Here is a 19524-nt window from a genome sequence, read left to right as displayed (position 1 = left end):
TCTTGTTAAATAAGAGCAGAATATAGAGGATTAAACATGAGTACAGGTAAAGTCGTCCAAATCATTGGCGCAGTTGTGGATGTAGAATTTCCACAAAATGCTGTACCTCAAGTATATGACGCATTAAATGTAACTGAAGGTGACTTAAGCGGTTTAGTACTAGAAGTACAACAACAGCTTGGTGGCGGTGTTGTACGTACTATCGCTATGGGTTCATCTGACGGTTTGCGTCGTGGCTTGAACGTAGAAAACACAGGTAATAATATCCAGGTTCCAGTAGGTATTGAAACCTTGGGTCGTATTATGAACGTATTGGGTGAGCCTATCGATGAAGCTGGCCCAATCGGTGAAAAAGAAAAATGGTCAATTCACCGTGAAGCGCCAGCATACGCTGAGCAAGCTGCTTCTAATGAATTGTTAGAAACTGGTATCAAAGTAATCGACTTAGTATGTCCATTCGCTAAGGGTGGTAAAGTTGGTTTATTCGGTGGTGCTGGTGTTGGTAAAACCGTTAACATGATGGAGCTTATCCGTAACATCGCTATCGAGCACAGTGGTTACTCTGTATTCGCGGGTGTTGGTGAGCGTACTCGTGAAGGTAACGATTTCTACCACGAAATGAACGATTCTAACGTACTTGATAAAGTAGCGTTAGTTTACGGCCAAATGAACGAGCCTCCAGGAAACCGTCTTCGTGTAGCGATGACTGGTTTGACTATGGCTGAGAAATTCCGTGACGAAGGTCGTGACGTACTTTTCTTCGTAGATAACATCTACCGTTATACACTTGCTGGTACCGAAGTATCTGCATTGTTAGGTCGTATGCCTTCAGCGGTAGGTTATCAACCAACTCTTGCTGAAGAAATGGGTATCTTACAAGAGCGTATTACCTCAACTAAAACTGGTTCAATCACGTCAATTCAAGCGGTATATGTACCTGCCGATGATTTAACGGATCCATCACCAGCAACAACCTTTGCTCACTTAGATGCAACTGTTGTACTTAGTCGTGATATTGCTGCACAAGGTATTTACCCTGCAATTGACCCACTTGATTCAACTTCACGTCAATTAGACCCGTTAGTTGTTGGTCAAGAGCATTATGAAATTGCTCGTGGTGTTCAATCAACATTACAACGTTACAAAGAACTTAAAGATATTATCGCAATCTTGGGTATGGACGAGCTTTCTGAAGAAGATAAGCAAACCGTTTCTCGTGCTCGTAAGATCCAGCGTTATTTATCACAGCCGTTCTTCGTTGCTGAAGTATTTAACAGTGTTCCTGGTAAGTATGTTCCTCTTAAAGACACAATTGCTGGCTTTAAAGGTATTCTTGCTGGTGAGTATGATGACTTACCTGAGCAAGCTTTCTACATGGTTGGTTCTATGGAAGAAGCTCTAGAAAAAGCTAAATCAATGTAATTTAGCTTTAGATAGCAATTAGGAGGTCACATGGCAGCAATGACTGTAAATCTGAATGTAGTAAGTGCCGAAGAAGCGTTGTTTTCTGGTCGCATTGAAACATTACAGATAACTGGTAGTGAAGGTGAGCTAGGTATTATGCCTGGTCATGCACCTTTACTGACCTCACTAAAACCTGGTATGGCACGCATTGTTAAGCAAGGCGGTGAAGAAGAGATTCTTTATTTATCAGGCGGTATGTTAGAAGTTCAACCAAATAATGTGACCGTGCTTGCTGATGTAGCAACACGTGCCGACGATTTAGATGAACAAGCTGCGTTAGAAGCTAAAGAGCGTGCTGAGAAGCACTTAAATGATCAAGGTAATGACATTGATTATGCTGAAGCTGCTTCTGAACTAGCACGTGCTGTTGCACAATTACGTGTAATTCAAGCAACGAGCAAGAAATAGCAAGCCGTTCGAAAAACTTACACTAAGTTTTAGTGAATCAAAATAACGATTAATTATCTCGGTAATTAGTCGTTTTTTTATACCTAAAATATCAAAAATGCCGTTCAGCGTTAACTGAACGGCATTTTTATTTTGGTAATGATTAACTTATACGGATAGGTATTAGTGCGCTAATTCAATCATTCCCCAAACCCCTAAATTATTAACGGTAATAACATAATCACCATTGTTATTTGAGGTAATATTGGCATTTACCGAGCCGGCGCCAGGTTTATGCACGGTTGCTTGTGTTATTCCTTCAGGAAAATAGCCTTGTGGAATAGCAATTTTAATATTACTTAATACTGGTGTTACACCATTGGCTGGATTAACAGGACGATTTAATAACTGAATAACATAAGGCGCGTTATTATTGCTTTCATGCACACGAGAAAGCGCAGTAATAGTATCATCAGCAGCGGCATTACCGATAGTCACTGATATATTTGTTGCTTTCAGGGCATTAATGGCGGCGGTATCAGCACTGTTGTTTAAGTCCAATACTTTCTGATTATTTGCATCTAACAAGGCATTTTGTGCGTCGGTTAAGTACTTGCGATCACTATCTACAATAATCGCATCTAGTGCAGATAATTGTGCTTGAGTAGGAACTACGGGTTTACCAGGGTCACCAAAAATTAATAAATCAAAGTTTAAGTTATTTTCAATAAGGTAACGGATACTCGTTTGTAAACGATTGCTACCATCAATCCATGTGGTATCAAGTGAAGCCATCATAGGTGAAACTAACCCAACCTTAGAAAAGGCATCATAGCCATCAAGTAATGCACTATTGTCGCTGGCAAATTGATAGAGATCGCGATAATTATCAGCGCCAGGTGACCAAACGCCAGCATCACCGATCCAAACGTTGGCAGGGATTGAGAATATTGCTCCCATAGCATACGATTGAGCAATCCAAGTTCGTGCCATTTGAGGCGAATTACGTTCATAGAGGTCTTTAAAGTTCCAAGGATAAGGAAAATAAACGAGCGTTTTATCAACGGCTTCAGCACTTTTTAAGTGTGAAATAATTGGTATTGGCATTTCGTCAGCAACCGCTGAACCCATGGCTAATTCACCGGCTAAGAAAGTTAGGTCTTTATCAAAAATATAGCCACGTGCTTCGGTTAAAGCGGTGGTCGCGCCAATTTCAATATCAGCATCAATTGAGCGGATATAATCCAGTACTTCCGCCATTTTTTCATTTAGCACAGCACGATTAAAATAAATAAAATCATCAAACAATGGTATGCCACTAGTGATTTTATTGGCAGCAGCCATATAAGAAGCATGGGTGTAGCCTCGACTTCTTAAAAAGTTTCGATAATTAAACGCATTGATATTAGTTATGCCTTTGGTGTTTAACTCGGCGGTAGTGTATTTTTCTCGCATATATTCACGAAAAGCATCCATTGACCAAGTAGAGAAATCGCCACCAAATTGGCCTAAATCGGTAGATCGTGTTGATGAAGTTTGCGAATCAAACATGATGTGTGAAACGTTAGCGCTTAATAAGGCATCAACTTGAGACTTAAAAAAATCAACAAAGGTGGGGCTATGGTTACTTAACCAGCCGTTCGGATAACCATTGTGTTCATGGTATCCCATAAAAGACATTAAAATGGGATCATCGTCTAACGTTCGTGCCCAGTGTGATGTAGGGTCGCCAACATATTCAATAAACCATCTGAAACCCCAATCAAATTCACCACGACCAACATAGTCTAAACCTTGATTGCGATACCCTTGTACTTGGTTAACCCAGTTAGAAAGCACGCCACTATCGTATAGATCTTCTTCTGGCATGTGTCCCCAGAAAGCGCCGGTAGCACCAAAGTCACTAAAGCCAGCTAAATTAGAGTTTTGTGGGTAGGTGTACCATACAGAAGATTTTTTAATTTTACGGCTCTCTGGTATCGCATAAGGTGGTTCTAGATGCATTGCTTGGTTGCTGCCGCCGTTGGTGTCATCCGAAATATGAGTGAAGGTAATAGAGTCACCATTCCATTGCCAATTTGCACTACCGTAGCTTTTTACTCTTATGGTATGAGTCCCAGCATTAGCAATTATTACATCACCAGTCAGCGCAAAATCTTGGTAATCATCCCAACCTGCTGTTGCTGACAGATAATTTGAAGCAACGGTATTACCATTCAGTAAAATTTCTGCGCCTATTTGCCCTTGAACCGTTGAACCAGCAGCAATGGATACATTATAGGTACCTGGGCTAGCAAAATTGACATGATAGTCAGCGTAATCACCAAGGGTATTAAAGTTAATGCCATTGTTAGTGGTGCCAAAACCCACCACAGAATCACCAGCAATAGCATTGCCGTCTTTATCAGTATTAATAAAGTTTTCTAACTCTACCACTACATCAGCTACGGGAGCGCCAGGTAGTGGTGTTAATTGTGTTAAGGAAAAAGACTCTAAGTTCCATTGCCAATTTGAACCTATGGCATGAAGGCGAATTGAAGCGGCACCTGCAGGTAAGGTTACTAAATGTGACGGTGAAAGTGGTTGAAAGTTATCCCAACTGCCTTGTGGCACAGCGACTGTACCTTGACTTACCCAAACACCATTTTCCTTTACTAGCATTTCTATTGTCGGGCCAGAAGCAACACTTGTCCCGACAAGATATTCAACGGAGTAATCGCCCCCTTCGGTATTGATGCTGTAATCAACATAGTCCCCCGCATTGACATAACTAATCGCCTGCTCACCATTAACTGTGTAAATGGTAACTGGATTAGCTTGGCCATCAGCAAATGTTCCCCCTGAATTGCTAAACATCTCTGCTTCAACAGATAGGGTATCTGCAACAGCAATGTTAGTCACTAGACCAGCAGAGCATAAAACCCCCATACTAAGCAGTGATAGCTTGATATTTTTATTCATATTGTTCCTCGATATATTTATTGTTATTTTTTATGAACACTCAAAAGTAATTCATTAAAAATAACGTAGCACAAATAGTATGCTTTTTAAACTTTGTGTAAAGTTAAATGAAAATTGTAAACAATATATTTTGTGGGTTATTGATAATTGATAGTAGATGGAATGTAACAGTAAAACTGTCTATATATATCGCTATAAACATTAAGTAAAAGAAGCCTTATGGCTCCTTTTTTATTATTAAAATTTTGTTAATTCTATGAACAAGAATAAAAACAAGGTTACAATATTGTTTTATTTGTTCAACATCATAATAACCGGATTTATTTATGTCATTGTCAGTTGTCATTCTTGCTGCGGGTAAAGGTACTCGTATGCGTTCTTCTCTTCCTAAAGTACTTCATCCTGTCGCTGAAAAACCTATGGTAGGCCATGTAATTGATGCCGCAAGACAAGTAAATGCGGAAAACATTTATGTAGTTTATGGCTTTGGTGGTGATGTTTTAAAAGCCAAATTCAGTAATGAAAGCACAGATCACGATTTAACTTTTGTTGAACAGGCAGAGCAATTAGGTACTGGCCATGCCGTTGATATGGCATCACCCTTTTTAAAAGATGACGAAGACGTTTTAGTATTATATGGCGATGTACCACTAACCAAAGTATCAACACTTGAAAGTTTAATTTCGGCAAAACCAGACAATGGTATGGCGTTGTTAACAGTGCATTTAGCAAATCCTACCGGCTATGGTCGCATTATTAGAGATAATGGTACCGTTGTAGGTATTGTTGAACAAAAAGACGCTAACCCTGCTCAATTAGCGGTGAATGAATGTAATACCGGTATTTTATTAGCTAATGGTGGTGATCTTAAACGCTGGTTAGCTAATCTTTCAAATGACAATGCCCAAGGTGAATACTACTTAACAGATATTATTGCCGCTTGTCATAACGAAGGTAAAGTAATTGCAACAGCGCATCCTGAATCTGAAATTGAAGTAGAAGGCGCAAATAACCGTGTACAACTGGCTAATTTGGAGCGTGCTTACCAACTACGTAAAGCAGAAGAATTAATGATTGCTGGTGCTAGTTTGCGTGATCCAAACCGCATTGATATTCGTGGTAATGTTACTGTTGGTCAAGAAGTGGTGATTGATGTTAATTGTATTTTTGAAGGTGATGTTACGATTGCAGATAACGCTAAAATTGGCGCTAACTGTATTTTAATTAATTGCCAGATTGGTGAAGGTGCGGTTATTAAACCTAATACTATCGTTGAAGACGCCATTATTGGTGAGTTAGCTTCTGCTGGACCGTTCGCACGTATTCGCCCAGGCTCGGTACTGAAACGTGATTCGCATATTGGTAACTTTGTTGAAATGAAAAAATCCACTTTAGGTGAAGGCTCAAAAGCAGGGCATTTAACCTATTTAGGGGATACTGAAGTAGGTAAAGGCGCTAATATTGGTGCTGGTACTATTACCTGTAACTACGACGGGGTAAATAAGTCAAAAACCATTATTGGTGATGGTGCTTTTATTGGTTCCAATGCTTCGTTAGTTGCTCCTGTTACTATTGGGCATGGTGCAACCACGGGTGCAGGTTCAACTATATCTAAAGATGTGCCAGATAGTGAATTGTCAGTTGCACGTGCTAAGCAAAGAAATATTAGTGGTTGGGAGCGACCTACTAAAAAATAAAAATTAAAGGTATATTAAATTTTTATAATAATAAGGAAGCGTAAATGGATACGCTTCCAATAAATTAAATGGATGTTTTATGAAAAACTTCGCACTCCTTATCCTTATTTATATCTCTTTTTGTTCGCTAGCCAAAAGTAACCAACTTCATTACAAAGATATTGTCAGTATTCCTGATGTGAGCGAAGTAGTGCTTGCGCCAGATGGCAAACACATTGCTTATACTGTCAGGGTTGATACTGAAACAAAGCAAGGGGTCTTAGTTGTTTTATACAATTCAGTAACCGGTGAAACAAAACAATTAGCCTTTTCTGAAAATGAAAAATATGTCATTACCGATATTTTATGGGGTAATAATGATGTGTTATTAGTAAAAGCTAAATTTCCTGCGGCTCGTTACGGCACGCCAACAACTGAAACACGGTTACTAAAAGTTGATATCCATACTGGCAAGATGGATGGTGTGTTATCTCGCTCATTTTTCAATAAAATGACTTATGTCTCAAATATTCTTAGTACTATTGTCGATATCTTGCCTGAAGATGATGATCATATTTTAATGTCGCTTAGTGGCTTTAATGATGGCGTTGGTCATTCGGTGGTAAAAGTGGCGATTACTAAAAAAGGCAAAACCAAAATCATTCGAAGACCCAAAAGGAAAATCATCCATTGGGTTACCGATGCTGAACATCAGGTCAGAATAGGCCTTGACTTAGACGAAACAACGTATACCGTTTACGAATTACTTGAAGATGGAAATCTAAAAAAATTATGGCAGTTTGAGGCGTTTAGTAAAGAACAAATTTGGCCGCGTGGTTTTGGTAAAGACAATAACGTACTTTACGTAGAAACCCTTTATGAAGGGAAAGATGCCATTTTTAAAGTTGACTTAACCGATCCTAAATTAGAAAAAGAATTAGTATTTTATCACCAAGAAAGAGATGTTTCTGGTGGCTTACGTCGCTCAAAAGAAACGCGAGAATATGTAGGTATTGGTTATCATTATTGGGATGCTAAATATAAAGCCTTTATTAAAGCTATTGATAAAGCTTTACCAGATACCGATAATTTATTATTAGATAAAAGCAAAGACGGCAATAACTATATTTTATTTGCTAGTAGTGATAATGAACCAGGCATGTATTTGATTGGAGATAGAAAAAATAAAACGTTAGAGCTATTTGCTTATAAATATCAAAAATTAGCACCAGAATTACTCGCCAAAAAAGAAAAAATATCGTATTTAGCCAGAGATGGCTTAAAAATTGAGGGATTTTTAACGTACCCGCAAGGTAATAAAAAAGAAAACTTACCAACCATTATTTTCCCGCATGGTGGGCCAATTAGTTACGACGATGGTGGCTTTGATTATTGGACTCAATTTTTTGCCAATAAAGGTTATGCGGTATTACAAATGAATTTTCGTGGTTCATCTGGTTATGGTTTTAATTTTATGCAGCAAGGCTTAGCAGCTTGGGGACAAGCGATGCAAGACGATGTTGAAGATGGTACGCGTTGGTTAATTAAAGAAGGTATAGCCAATAAAGATAAAATTTGTATTATTGGCGCTAGTTATGGTGGTTATGCTGCGTTAATGGGCGCGATAAAAACTCCTGAGTTGTATCAATGTGTGGTTAGTTTTGCTGGCGTTACTGATGTGGAAGCTTTAGTTAAAGCTCATCGCTCTTATACCAATTATGATATTGTGAAAAAACAAATTGGAGATGATTTTTCTAAATTGTGGGACGTTTCACCACAAAAGCATGCCGATAAAATTAAAGCGCCGGTATTATTGATTCATGGTACAAAAGACCGCGTAGTACGTGTTGAACAAAGTGAAGATATGTTTGATGAACTTGAAGACGAAGATAAACAAGTAGAATATTTAGAAATTGAAAAGGCTGATCATTACCTCAGTAATAACGAGCATAGACTTCAAACCTTCGGAGCAATGGATAAGTTCCTAAATACGTTTTTACCCGTTAATTAAGTAAAAATGATGATTTCGTCAACAAAAGAGCAACTGAGTTTGCTCTTTTTTTATACGTTAAATTTGATAATAAATTTCGTTTTAGTTTACTTTTGTTATGTTTTTCTATAAATTACTTTCGATTCGAAACTTAAGGTCTAAACAATTTTGTCAAAACGTAATACCCAACAACGCCGTCATATCATTATTACTGAGCTGAATGAGCAAGGTGAAGTGAGTGTTGACCAACTTGCAAAGCGTTTTGAAACATCAGAAGTAACCATAAGAAAAGACTTAGCAGCGCTAGAAAAAAGCGGCTTGTTATTAAGGCGTTACGGTGGTGCTATTCCATTACCGCAAGAAATTACTGAAACCAAATCAGCCAGTTTATCAAAACGTAAAAAAGCAATTGCGTTATTAGCGGCATCGCATATTAAAGATCACTATCGCATTATTATTGATAGTGGCAGAACAACATCAGCGATTGTGCCGCATGTAGAAAACAAACCCGGCTTAGTAGTGATGACTAATTCATTACACATTGCTAATCAGTTAAATGCCTTAGAAAACGAACCAACCATATTGATGACCGGTGGCACTTGGGATCCAACCTCTGAGTCTTTTCAAGGACAAGTTGCAGAGCAAGTATTACGCAGTTATGATTTTGACCAGCTTTTTATTGGTGCCGACGGCATCGATATTGACCGTGGCACAACTACCTTCAACGAACTTATCGGCTTAAGTCGTGTCATGGCAGAAGTTACGCGCGAAGTTATTGTCTTGGTTGAGTCTGAAAAAATAGGCCGAAAAATTCCTAATGTTGAATTAACTTGGCAACAAATAAATACCCTAATTACTGATGACGGCTTGCCTGATTCGGTAAAACAACAATTAATAGCAAAGGGCGTTAATGTGATATGTGCGCCCAGCTCAAACTAATTAAAGGACAATAATATGTGTGGCATTGTAGGTGCAGTAGCACAACGTGACGTAGTCGATATTTTAGTAGAAGGTTTAAAGCGCTTAGAATACCGTGGTTATGACTCAGCTGGCGTGGCTATTATCAATTCAGATAAACAATTACAGCGTGTTCGTCGTTTAGGTAAAGTACAAGAATTAGCTGATGCTGTTGCCGCTAATCCATTGGCTGGTGGAACAGGTATTGCCCATACTCGTTGGGCAACCCATGGTGCACCAAGTGAAATTAATGCTCACCCACATGTATCAAGTGACAATATCGCGATAGTTCATAACGGTATTATTGAAAACCACGACGAACTACGCACTAAACTACAAGGTTTAGGCTATGTTTTCACCTCAGAAACCGACACCGAAGTTATTGCCCATTTAGTGCATCACGAAATGAAATCGCACGACAGTTTATTAGCGGCAGTACAAACCACGGTTAAGCAGTTAGAAGGTGCCTACGGTACAGTTATTACCGATAAAAACACCCCTGAAAAAATGATCGTTGCCCGCTCAGGTAGCCCATTAGTGATTGGTTATGGCTTAGGTGAAAACTTTATCGCGTCAGACTTAATGGCCTTATTACCGGTAACTCGTAAATTTTCTTTCTTAGAAGAAGGTGATGTTGCTGAAGTTACTCGTCATCAAGTCAATATTTTTGATGCTAACGGTAACCCTGTGGTACGTGAAGCAAAAGAATCTGAAGTCAGCCATGATGCTGGCGACAAAGGTGAATTCCGTCACTTTATGTTAAAAGAAACCTACGAGCAGCCAACTGCAATTCGTAACACGCTTGAAGGCCGTATTGTTAATAACAAATTAAACATCGACAGCTTTGGTAACGGTGCACAAGAGATCTTCAAAAACATTGAACACGTGCAAATTATTGCTTGTGGTACTAGTTATCACTCAGGCATGGTAGCGCGTTATTGGTTAGAAGCTTTATCTGGGGTTTCATGTAATATCGAAATTGCCAGCGAGTTTAGATATCGTAAATCGCATGTGCCAAAAAATGCCTTAATCGTTACTATTTCTCAATCAGGTGAAACGGCCGATACCTTAGCAGCTTTACGTTTAGCAAAAGAGCTAGGTTATAGCGCTAGTTTAGCCATTTGTAACGTACCGGGTTCATCATTAGTACGTGAGTCAGACCTTGCCTTTATGACCAAAGCAGGGGCTGAAATTGGTGTGGCATCAACTAAAGCCTTTACTACCCAATTAGTTGGCTTGTTAATGTTAACGTTAGCGATTGGCGAGCAGCACGGCATTAGCTCAGAAGTTGAAAGCGGTATTATTAAATCGTTAATGACCTTACCTAATAAGTTAGAGGAAGTATTAGCGTTAGCCGGTTCAATTGAAGACTTAGCCGAAGATTTTGCCGACAAACATCATTCGTTATTCTTAGGCCGTGGTGATCAATACCCAATTGCCATGGAAGGGGCGTTAAAGCTTAAAGAAATTTCATACATTCATGCAGAAGCTTATGCCGCAGGTGAACTTAAACATGGCCCATTAGCGCTTATTGACGCTGAAATGCCGGTAATTGTGGTGGCACCTAAGAATGACCTTATCGAAAAACTTAAATCGAATGTTGAAGAAGTAAGAGCTCGTGGTGGTTTAATGTATGTATTTGCTGATGTCGATGCTCACTTTGAAAGTGACGAAACCATGAAAGTGATCAACGTACCACACTGCGACGACATTATCGCGCCAATTGTTTACACCTTACCGTTACAGCTACTTTCATACTATGTTGCAATTATTAAAGGTACTGATGTTGACCAACCGCGTAACTTAGCTAAATCAGTTACGGTTGAATAACTCTAATCTTTGAATTTATATTTGTTGTCGGGTTAACAATAAAGTATCACTCATAACAATATAGTTTGCTCCTGTTATAGGAAAGTGAAAGCCGACAATTATGTCGGCTTAGTTTTATGCTCAAGCTTAATTCAACTGCATAATGGGTCTTACTTCTACCGTGCCTTTTTTAGCAGGTGGTAAACTTGCTGCTATCTCAAGGGCTTGGTCTAAATTATCCACATCAACAATATAGTAACCACCTAATTGCTCTGTGGTTTCGGCAAAGGGGCCATCTGTGATTTGTTGCTTACCATTTCTCACCCGTAAACTGGTGGCGCTAGTAATGGGGTGTAATGGGGCAGAAGAAATCAACTTTCCCTGTGCCGTTAATGCTTCACTGATTGCCATTGATTTTTTATAGCAAGCTTCTCTTTCTTCTTCGGTCCAGCAATTTTCATCACTATAAATTAACAGCATATATTGCATAATAATTCCTTAATTAAGCTTCATTTCCAGGCAACATGACCATCCAATCAACACCAAATTTGTCGGTCACTTGGCCGTAGAGTGGTGACCAAAATGTTTCTGCTAAGGGCATGTTTACTTTACCTTCTTTAGCTAAAGCAGCAAAAATTGCATTGGCTTCCTCAGCGGTTTCTAGAGTTAAGGCTAAACTAAAACCGCTCATTTGCGTACCATCACCACAACCATCAGAGGCTAAAAATTTAGTTTTACCGATAGAGAATTCTCCATGCATGATTTTATTTTTATACTCAGCGCCCGATAAATCATCTGGTAAAGGTTCTGGGCTTTCACTAAAGCGCATTAAAAAATGAATGTCAACCCCTAGCGCTTGTTGATAAAAATTCAGCGCTTTTTCACAATTTCCAGAGAAAAATAAATAGTTATTAACCTGAGTTTTTGATGAAGCTAGCTGTTGTCTCATTTTTTCTTCTTGTGCTAAAACTTCTTCACTACTACTCACTTCTGCAAAATCGTCCATGGTGTAGAATGGCCGTACTTCAATTTCAGAATCTGTCGTCATTGGGTTAGGACACTTTTTCACCCAGGCTAGTGCTTCTTCCATTGAACTGACATTCCATATCCAATAACCGGCAATAAGCTCGTTGGTTTCGGTAAAGGGGCCTTGGGTAAGGTCTCGTTTTTCGCCACTAAAACGTACTCTAAAACCTTCACTACTTGGTTTTAGGCCATCTCCCGATTCCACAATGCCTGCATTTACCAGCTCTTGGTTATAGTTACCCATAGCAGTCAATAATTCAGCACTGGGTAGTTCGCCTTGTTCAGAACTGTTTGTTGCTTTAATCATTACCATGACTTTCATAATATTTTCCTTATAAACTAATTATTGAACTTGTTGTTGCGTGCGATGATTTGTTGATTAATGGTTTCATCTGCACAACGAATTTCAAACGGCCCCATTTTAACGCCCGGGTGTTTTGCCATTAAGCTAATGGCATGATTAAGATCCTTAGCCTCAAGAAACAAAATACCACCCAATACCTCTTTGGTTTCTGTAAAAGGCCCATCCATCACATCAACATCACCACTTTTAATTCTTAATGTTACAGCGTTAGCGGCTGAACCTAAGGCTTCTCCCCCTAAAAAATGTTTACCTCGACGTAATTCATCATCGTAGGCAAAACACTCTTCCATTAGTTTAGTCTGCTCTGACTCAGGTAATGCATTCCATTTCACTTCATCAAAATATCCAAGGCAAACAAATTTCATAAATACTCCTTAATCGGCTTAACTTTAGCTTTACGTTATTGTGCTTGGTATTAAGTAATCGAATGAGGGTCAGTGAAATCGACAAAAGCAGAAAATATTTTAAAACAATTAAATTTTGTCGTTTATTGCTTTTTTAGTTGGGTCAGTTTTTGTTGCAAGTAACGTTTTTCAGGGGCTTGCTTGACTATGGATAAGGCCATTTCAAATGCCTTGATTGCTGCAGGTAGCTCACCAATACGTGCTAAAAGCTCACCTTGCGTAGAGTATAATTTATGATAATTATCTAACTCTCCATGTGCTGATATCTCTTCGATAATCTTTAAACCGGCTTGCGGACCGCTGTGCATGGCAACGGCAACTGCGCGGTTAAGTTCGACAACAGGAGAAGGATCTACCTTCATTAGCAGGTCGTAAAGTTCAATGATTTGTTGCCAGTCGGTAGAGGTGGTTGATTGTGCGTGTATTGAGGCAATAGCGGCTTGTATTGTATAAGTGCCAATATTTTGGGTGGCAAGCGCTTGTTGCACCAGTGCTATACCTTCGGCGATTAAGTCTGGTCGCCATAAAGCTCGATTTTGTTCTGCAAGTAGTACAATGTTTCCCTGTGTATCGACTCGAGCTTCGCGTCTTGATTCATGTAATAACATCAACGCCAACAAGCCCATCACTTCTGAGTCGGGCAGCAATGATAAAACAAGACGGCAAAGCCTGATGGCTTCATTCGATAAATTGACTTTGCACAGTAAATGACCACTTGAAGCGGCATACCCTTCATTGAAAATTAAATAGATAACGGTTAACACAGCATCAATTCTATCGGGTAAATCAGCGGCTTGTGGGATCACAAAAGGGATGTTTGTGCGTTTTATTTTATTTTTGCCACGTACAATTCGCTGTGCCATAGTCGCCGGCGTAACCAGGTAGGCGCTGGCAATTTCTTCCGTGGTTAATCCACAAACTTCTCGCAAGGTGAGTGGGATTTGCACTTGAATATCAATCGCAGGGTGGCAACAAGTGAAAATCATGCGCAGTTGATCATCTTCAATTTCTTGTTGATTGACTTGTTTATTATGCTCTTCAAGATCGGTAATTAACTGTTGAATGTCTGGCTCTAACTCAGCAAGGCGTTTTTTTCTACGTAAACTGTCAATGGCTTTAAAGCGTCCTGTAGAAATCAACCAAGCGGTCGGGTTTGCCGGAATGCCATTTTCTTTCCATGCCTGTAATGCCACAGAAAATGCTTCATGCATCGCTTCTTCAGCAAGGTCGAAATCACCTAATAAGCGCACCAAAGTCGCTAATACTTTTGCTGATTGCTCTTGATAGAGTTGAGCTAAATGTTGATTATGCGGCTCAGCTTTTGGCATTGAAATGTCTTTTAGTTAGGTTAATTCTAATAAATTAGGCTAAAGCGAATATACCGAGTTATTGCTTTCGAAAATGAGCCACTAATGCATTTGCATGGCCATGACCTATACCCATTAAGGTATAACTTCCTCTACTTGCAAACTTTCATTTGCTGTTTCTTGTTGTTGGGCTGATGCCAATGCACGTTTAAGCCATAATAAACCAAATAACGAGGCAATCACGCTACCGATTACAATAGATAGCCAAACGGTCCACAGCTCTAATGACAATAAGTTAATGGTAATAAAACTAATCACCAGTGAAATACCAATTCTTGCCAAAGTGATCCAAAAGCCTGGCCATGATCTTCCTATTCCTTGAAAAATACTGGCTTCAATAAAAGCAACGGCAAAAAAGATATACCCCAAAGGCACGATACGAAAATATTGTAAGGCATATTCAGACACCAGAGGATCCGTGGTAAAGATAGCCACAATATAAGGGGCAAAAATAAAAACCAGCAAACTAAAGATTAACGCAGAGCCTGAGCCATAACGGACAGATATATTTAAAACCGCGCTAACTCTATCGTGATTACCAGCACCTATGTTTTGACCAATCATAGACATTGCCGCAAACCCAAAGCCAATTGCAGGAATAAAGGCAAAAAATTCTATTCTAAAACCGATAGAAAATGCCGCAGCACCGGCTTCTAAAAAGGTTGCCGAGACAATAAACATTAGCGCTGAAAAACCGAGTGGATTAAGTACTTGGTTAAGTGAAGCGGGCAATCCAATATCGATCACTTTTTTTACTGATAGCCAATTTAACCGTAAATACTTTAAATGTAGGGGCACCATCATAGAGGGCTTCATTAGCAACCTTAAGGCTAACACGATAAAAACGGCTTGCGATATCAAGGTAGCATAGGCCGCACCTGCAATACCCAGTGCAGGAAAACCGGCATAACCAAAAATAAAAATGGGATCAAGTAGCATATTGATCACGGTAGAAAGGGCGAAGAGTTTAGTCATAGTAAAATTATCACCCTGAGCATTATAAGAAATCGAAATCATCATCATCAAAAATGTCAGTATTGAACCTGCAATGATCACGATAAAATAAGGCGTAGCTAACGGTAATATATCGCCAACAGCGCCTGAAATAACAAGCAACTGCTCGCTAAAACTAAGCGTAACTAAAGTGAAAAGTAGCGCGGCAATAATAGTTAACAGAAAACCTTGTCCCAACACCCGTTCAGCAAGGGCTATTTTTTTGGCACCAATATTCTGACCAACCAATACCGAAGTACCCACTGAAATCCCCATGGCTAAACTGATCGTAATAAACAAAATAATTTGTGCAATAGACACAGCAGCAATGGCAGAAGCCGAAATTTTTGCCACCCAAAATGCATCCACTAAATTGTAGAGTGAATGAAAAAACATTGAGAGCATCATAGGCCACGCCAAAGACCATAACTGCTTTGGAATATGGCCACTTGTTAGATTTTGTCCTTGCATTATTTAACCTTATTTCATTGTCCCGCAGGGAGCTTCAACTGGTATAAAATTGATTGAGTATTCTATTACTCAAGTGAGGCAGATACTTCACATGAGTAGTCGATCAGAAAACCTTAATTCGACATTTCAAAATATTTTATTTTCTACTTCCATATGTAAGTCGCAATAAACCTCCTCGATTCAACTTTGAATCAACATCAAAGCCCTCATAATTTTTTGTGATTATGGTAGCAAATGTATTTTTATTTGGTGTTCTTAGATATTTTCGTCAGGTGACGGAGCCGATAATGCTTTACTGTAAAACCCTGAAGGGTCAAAACAGCACACTCGTTTTTTGCCAGAATCGAGCATATCTATCGCATCCTGAATTCTTTTACTGCGCGTTTTAGCTTGTTTAGCAGTGGTTATCCAATGTATCCAATCTACTCGAGCTAGCGTAGTGGTTTTTAACCAAGTGTCTTGCGCCGTGGCTGATAACTTTAGCGCTTCGTCAAAGTCAGCCGGCAAAATGGGTTCTGGCTCTTGTGCTACTGCACTAATTTCAAACTGACCAATATCACCATAGGTTAATTTTGCTAAATCCAGAATGTTTTTGTCGATTCTTAACCAGTGACTTTTTTGACCATCGGGTTCGAGTTGAACGCAGAAATTAATATCGTTTAAAGTAACATCAACTGATGTTCTACCTCGTCGTGGTAATTTATCACTAACGTCATGGGGCAAAAACACAAACGCCAAGCCATTATTATCATCAATTGGTTTAAGCAATTTGCTTGAAAATGTTGATTTGTTATCTGTTATTGTCATAAATATTTCTCAAGTTTATTCGCGCATATCAGAAACTAAAAAATTTACCCTTTTTATACCAATCGCTCAATATAGTTTGCCTGTAACTTTAACATTAATGACAAGTGCGCCTTGTTAACTTTTATTTACTTTATAGCGTAACTCAACCATACCAATGCCCATTTTTTGGCAAGATTGCAGTTCTAATCTAGGGCTTAAAACTCGGCGCGGAAAAAGTGGCTTACCGGAACCAAGGGTTGCAGAGCCTACTTGAACAATTATTTCATCTAATAAACCCGCATCGAAAAATTGTCCCGCAAGATCACCACCACCCAAGATCCAAATATTGTTTCCTTTAGCGGCTATTTGCATGTCCTTGTGAATTTGTTTTACGTCAGTGTTTACAAACTGAATATCTGCATTTTCAATGATAGGAAGCTTGCGGCTGGTGAATACCCAAGTGGGTTGAGCATAAGGCCAAGGAGAGCCTGTTTCTTGAGCCACTTGCTCAGCATGCTTTACCATCCATTCATATGTGGCTGAGCCCATTGCTACTGCACCCACTTTTATAATAAATTCTGGGTAGCTTGACTGATTTATGTCACCTAAAGGAAACAGCCAATCAAGAGAGTCGTCTTCTGTTGCTAAAAAGCCGTCAAGACTAGTTGCTGTGTAATATTGCGTTTTCACAATTATCTCCTTTATTAGTTATTTTCAAGCAAGGCATTATCTAAAGCTTCAGCGCGTTTAGCTGCTTCACGGCTTTGACAACGTTCTACGTATTGGCTAAACACAGGGTTTGGCTCAAGGATATTCAGCATAGTATGAAAGCCAATATAACTTGCCATCACAAGATCAGCCGTCGTGAATTGTTCACCACATAAATAAGGTTGTTGAGTAAGTGTTTGTTCCACAACATTCAGTGTGTCTTGAACTTGACCGCAGCCAATAGAGACCGCGCTTTTTGGGGTTATTTGCCAATTATTGGCCTTAATTGTTAAGGCCATCTCTAAAGGGCCAGCGACAAAAAACAGCCAACGATGGTAACTAGCTCGTTCAGGGCTAGTAATTGCTGGCGCAAGGCCCGCCTCAGGAAATTGCTCCGCAAGATAACTGCAAATGGCAACCACTTCAGTTACTACAGTATTATTGTGAACTAAAGCTGGCACTTTACCCATAGGGTTAATGTTTAAATAACTGGGTGATTTGATATCAGCCCCGAAGGTCATGACTTTTTCATCATAAGGCTGGCCAACTTCTTCTAACATCCAACGAACCACACGGCCTCGAGATTGTGGGTTAGTATAAAACATCATAGCACTCATAAAACTTCTCCTTAATTTCTAATGTAATCACTACTATAAGTTGTGATATGTACTTGCTAACTATTGCAATAACGCTATCTTATTTCTTAAATAGGATAGAACTCGCCCTATTAATAAGTCATCATAAATTTTTTTCATAAAAGGTAAGATAATGATCAGGCCGACCACTCGAGTATTAACCCTATTAGAGTTACTTCAGGCTAAAGGTCTGCTTTCTGGTGCTGATATTGCCGAACGTTTAGGTGTCGACCGACGTACAGTCAGACGTTATATCTCAGTGTTAGAAGATATGGGAATTCCCATTATGACAGAGCAAGGGCGTTATGGCGGCTACCGTTTAATACCTGGCTTTAAATTGCCACCACTCATGTTCACCGAGGCTGAAGTGCAAGTGATAATGCTGGCGCTTTTAGCGGTACGTGAACAAAATTTTTTAGATGATAATGTGGCCGTAGAAAGCGTACAGGCAAAACTGCAGCGGGTTATTCCTGATCATCTAAAAAACCAGATCCAAACAATTAATAACAGTGTTCAGTTAATTCCTTCACAGCAATCATCTGGGCATCAACACCTTGTTACATTAACTCACGCCGTTCAATCTCGTTTGGGTATTAATATGGTTTACCAATCTCCCCAAGGTGAAACTATGCCACGTAGATTTGATCCATACGGGTTAGTGTTTAGGGCAGGGAAATGGTACGTAGGAGGCTTTTGTCATTTGCGCGAAGATCTTCGCTCTTTTAGGTTAGACAGGCTATCAGATATTACTTGTACAGATGAACATTTCGAACCACCGAATGATTTTGATGCGGCTCGGCACCTACAACAAAGCCTTTATAAAGCGCAGCGGCGCTATGCTGTAAGCGTATTGTTCCATGCCGATTTTAATTCAGTCATGGCCTATATGAGTACAGCTACCTCTAACATAGAAGATTTAGAAGACCTATTTGTACAAGATGGCGATGGTGTATTACTCACCACTAGCACAGATGACTTTCAGTGGTTTATTTTATGGTTAGCCAGGTTGCCATTTAAGTTTGTTATTAAGTCACCTGATGAGTTAAAAACAGCACTCAACGAACATATCCAAAAATTAATTTTGGCTATTTAAATTGGCTTACAAAAATAGTGCTTTTATTTGTAGCGTAAATTTGTAGGTGAAGGTCAGCCCTATACTGATTACTAAGTGCTTCAGTCAAAGCCTGTTTTATTTGCTATAAAATCGATTTATTAGTCATTTATAAGGATTATATTTCAATCGTTTAGACCCAATTAGCTAATTTAACTAGGATATGCAAAGACTATCTTTAGAAGATATCACTAGTGGTAATTTTATGATCGCAAAAATTAAGGTTTTGCCTTTCAACTTACTGAGTTATAAATAATCACTTTTAACATTCAACACCCTACCTGTAGCTAATGCCAGTCAGTTAAGCTGACTGGCATTTTTATTTTTGTTACTTGGGTACTTCGATTGTTTTGGTTTAATCCACCTGCGATACTTCCTTTCTTCTCGCCTTGGAGGTAATTTGAAATAGCTGAGT

General features: G+C 39.3%; 16 protein-coding genes. 7 read left to right on the top strand and 9 right to left on the bottom strand.

Annotation, left to right across the window (positions count from 1 at the left end):
- The first annotated feature begins 36 nt into the window (after positions 1 to 36).
- On the top strand, positions 37 to 1422 hold the full coding sequence (gene atpD / locus ACSLUO_RS14530; protein ID WP_448249531.1) for a F0F1 ATP synthase subunit beta: 1386 nt from the start codon (positions 37 to 39) through the stop codon (positions 1420 to 1422).
- A gap of 30 nt (positions 1423 to 1452) precedes the next feature.
- Complete coding sequence (locus tag ACSLUO_RS14525; RefSeq protein ID WP_448249529.1) at positions 1453 to 1872, top strand: F0F1 ATP synthase subunit epsilon; 420 nt, start codon at positions 1453 to 1455, stop codon at positions 1870 to 1872.
- A gap of 162 nt (positions 1873 to 2034) precedes the next feature.
- Here ACSLUO_RS14525 and ACSLUO_RS14520 read toward each other — a convergent pair whose 3' ends face one another.
- Positions 2035 to 4812 carry a carbohydrate-binding protein gene (locus ACSLUO_RS14520; RefSeq protein ID WP_448249527.1) on the bottom strand — a complete coding sequence of 926 codons (2778 nt, stop codon included), beginning with the start codon at positions 4810 to 4812 and terminating at the stop codon, positions 2035 to 2037.
- Positions 4813 to 5138: 326 nt separating this feature from the next.
- On the opposite strand from ACSLUO_RS14520, the gene glmU reads away from it, so the two are divergent.
- From glmU to glmS, 4 genes are all read left to right on the top strand, one after another.
- A complete protein-coding gene (gene glmU / locus ACSLUO_RS14515) occupies positions 5139 to 6509 on the top strand; it encodes a bifunctional UDP-N-acetylglucosamine diphosphorylase/glucosamine-1-phosphate N-acetyltransferase GlmU (RefSeq protein WP_448249526.1) in 1371 nt (456 codons plus the stop codon).
- A 79-nt stretch (positions 6510 to 6588) separates the two neighbouring features.
- On the top strand, positions 6589 to 8499 hold the full coding sequence (locus ACSLUO_RS14510; RefSeq protein ID WP_448249525.1) for an alpha/beta hydrolase family protein: 1911 nt from the start codon (positions 6589 to 6591) through the stop codon (positions 8497 to 8499).
- A 147-nt stretch (positions 8500 to 8646) separates the two neighbouring features.
- Positions 8647 to 9417 (top strand): DeoR/GlpR family DNA-binding transcription regulator, encoded by a 771-nt coding sequence (locus ACSLUO_RS14505; protein ID WP_448249524.1) that lies wholly within the window; start codon positions 8647 to 8649, stop codon positions 9415 to 9417.
- A gap of 15 nt (positions 9418 to 9432) precedes the next feature.
- On the top strand, positions 9433 to 11265 hold the full coding sequence (glmS, locus tag ACSLUO_RS14500; protein ID WP_448249522.1) for a glutamine--fructose-6-phosphate transaminase (isomerizing): 1833 nt from the start codon (positions 9433 to 9435) through the stop codon (positions 11263 to 11265).
- Positions 11266 to 11391: 126 nt separating this feature from the next.
- Here glmS and ACSLUO_RS14495 read toward each other — a convergent pair whose 3' ends face one another.
- The 8 genes from ACSLUO_RS14495 to ACSLUO_RS14460 form a co-directional block, all read right to left on the bottom strand.
- Positions 11392 to 11733 (bottom strand): YciI family protein, encoded by a 342-nt coding sequence (locus ACSLUO_RS14495; protein WP_448249521.1) that lies wholly within the window; start codon positions 11731 to 11733, stop codon positions 11392 to 11394.
- 13 nt (positions 11734 to 11746) lie between these two features.
- Entirely contained in the window at positions 11747 to 12592 is an 846-nt protein-coding gene (locus ACSLUO_RS14490) for a YciI family protein (protein ID WP_448249519.1), read from the bottom strand.
- A gap of 17 nt (positions 12593 to 12609) precedes the next feature.
- Positions 12610 to 12999 (bottom strand): YciI family protein, encoded by a 390-nt coding sequence (locus ACSLUO_RS14485; protein ID WP_448249517.1) that lies wholly within the window; start codon positions 12997 to 12999, stop codon positions 12610 to 12612.
- Between the two features lie 122 nt (positions 13000 to 13121).
- A complete protein-coding gene (locus ACSLUO_RS14480; protein ID WP_448249515.1) occupies positions 13122 to 14366 on the bottom strand; it encodes an RNA polymerase sigma factor in 1245 nt (414 codons plus the stop codon).
- Between the two features lie 114 nt (positions 14367 to 14480).
- A complete protein-coding gene (locus ACSLUO_RS14475; RefSeq protein WP_448249513.1) occupies positions 14481 to 15869 on the bottom strand; it encodes an MATE family efflux transporter in 1389 nt (462 codons plus the stop codon).
- A gap of 255 nt (positions 15870 to 16124) precedes the next feature.
- On the bottom strand, positions 16125 to 16676 hold the full coding sequence (locus ACSLUO_RS14470; protein WP_448249511.1) for a YdeI/OmpD-associated family protein: 552 nt from the start codon (positions 16674 to 16676) through the stop codon (positions 16125 to 16127).
- A 114-nt stretch (positions 16677 to 16790) separates the two neighbouring features.
- On the bottom strand, positions 16791 to 17345 hold the full coding sequence (locus tag ACSLUO_RS14465; RefSeq protein ID WP_448249510.1) for a dihydrofolate reductase family protein: 555 nt from the start codon (positions 17343 to 17345) through the stop codon (positions 16791 to 16793).
- Positions 17346 to 17359: 14 nt separating this feature from the next.
- Positions 17360 to 17980, bottom strand: a complete 621-nt coding sequence (locus ACSLUO_RS14460; RefSeq protein WP_448249508.1) for a glutathione S-transferase family protein — start codon at positions 17978 to 17980, stop codon at positions 17360 to 17362.
- 151 nt (positions 17981 to 18131) lie between these two features.
- Between ACSLUO_RS14460 and ACSLUO_RS14455 the strand changes: the two genes are divergently transcribed.
- The gene (locus ACSLUO_RS14455) at positions 18132 to 19091 is read left to right on the top strand and encodes a helix-turn-helix transcriptional regulator (RefSeq protein ID WP_448249507.1); all 960 of its coding nucleotides are present in this window, start codon (positions 18132 to 18134) and stop codon (positions 19089 to 19091) included.
- The last annotated feature ends 433 nt before the right edge of the window (positions 19092 to 19524 follow it).

This window comes from Thalassotalea agariperforans (genome assembly GCF_053470345.1).
The sequence above is the reverse complement of the archived record's forward strand: the minus strand, read 5'-3'. Positions and strand labels throughout refer to the sequence as shown.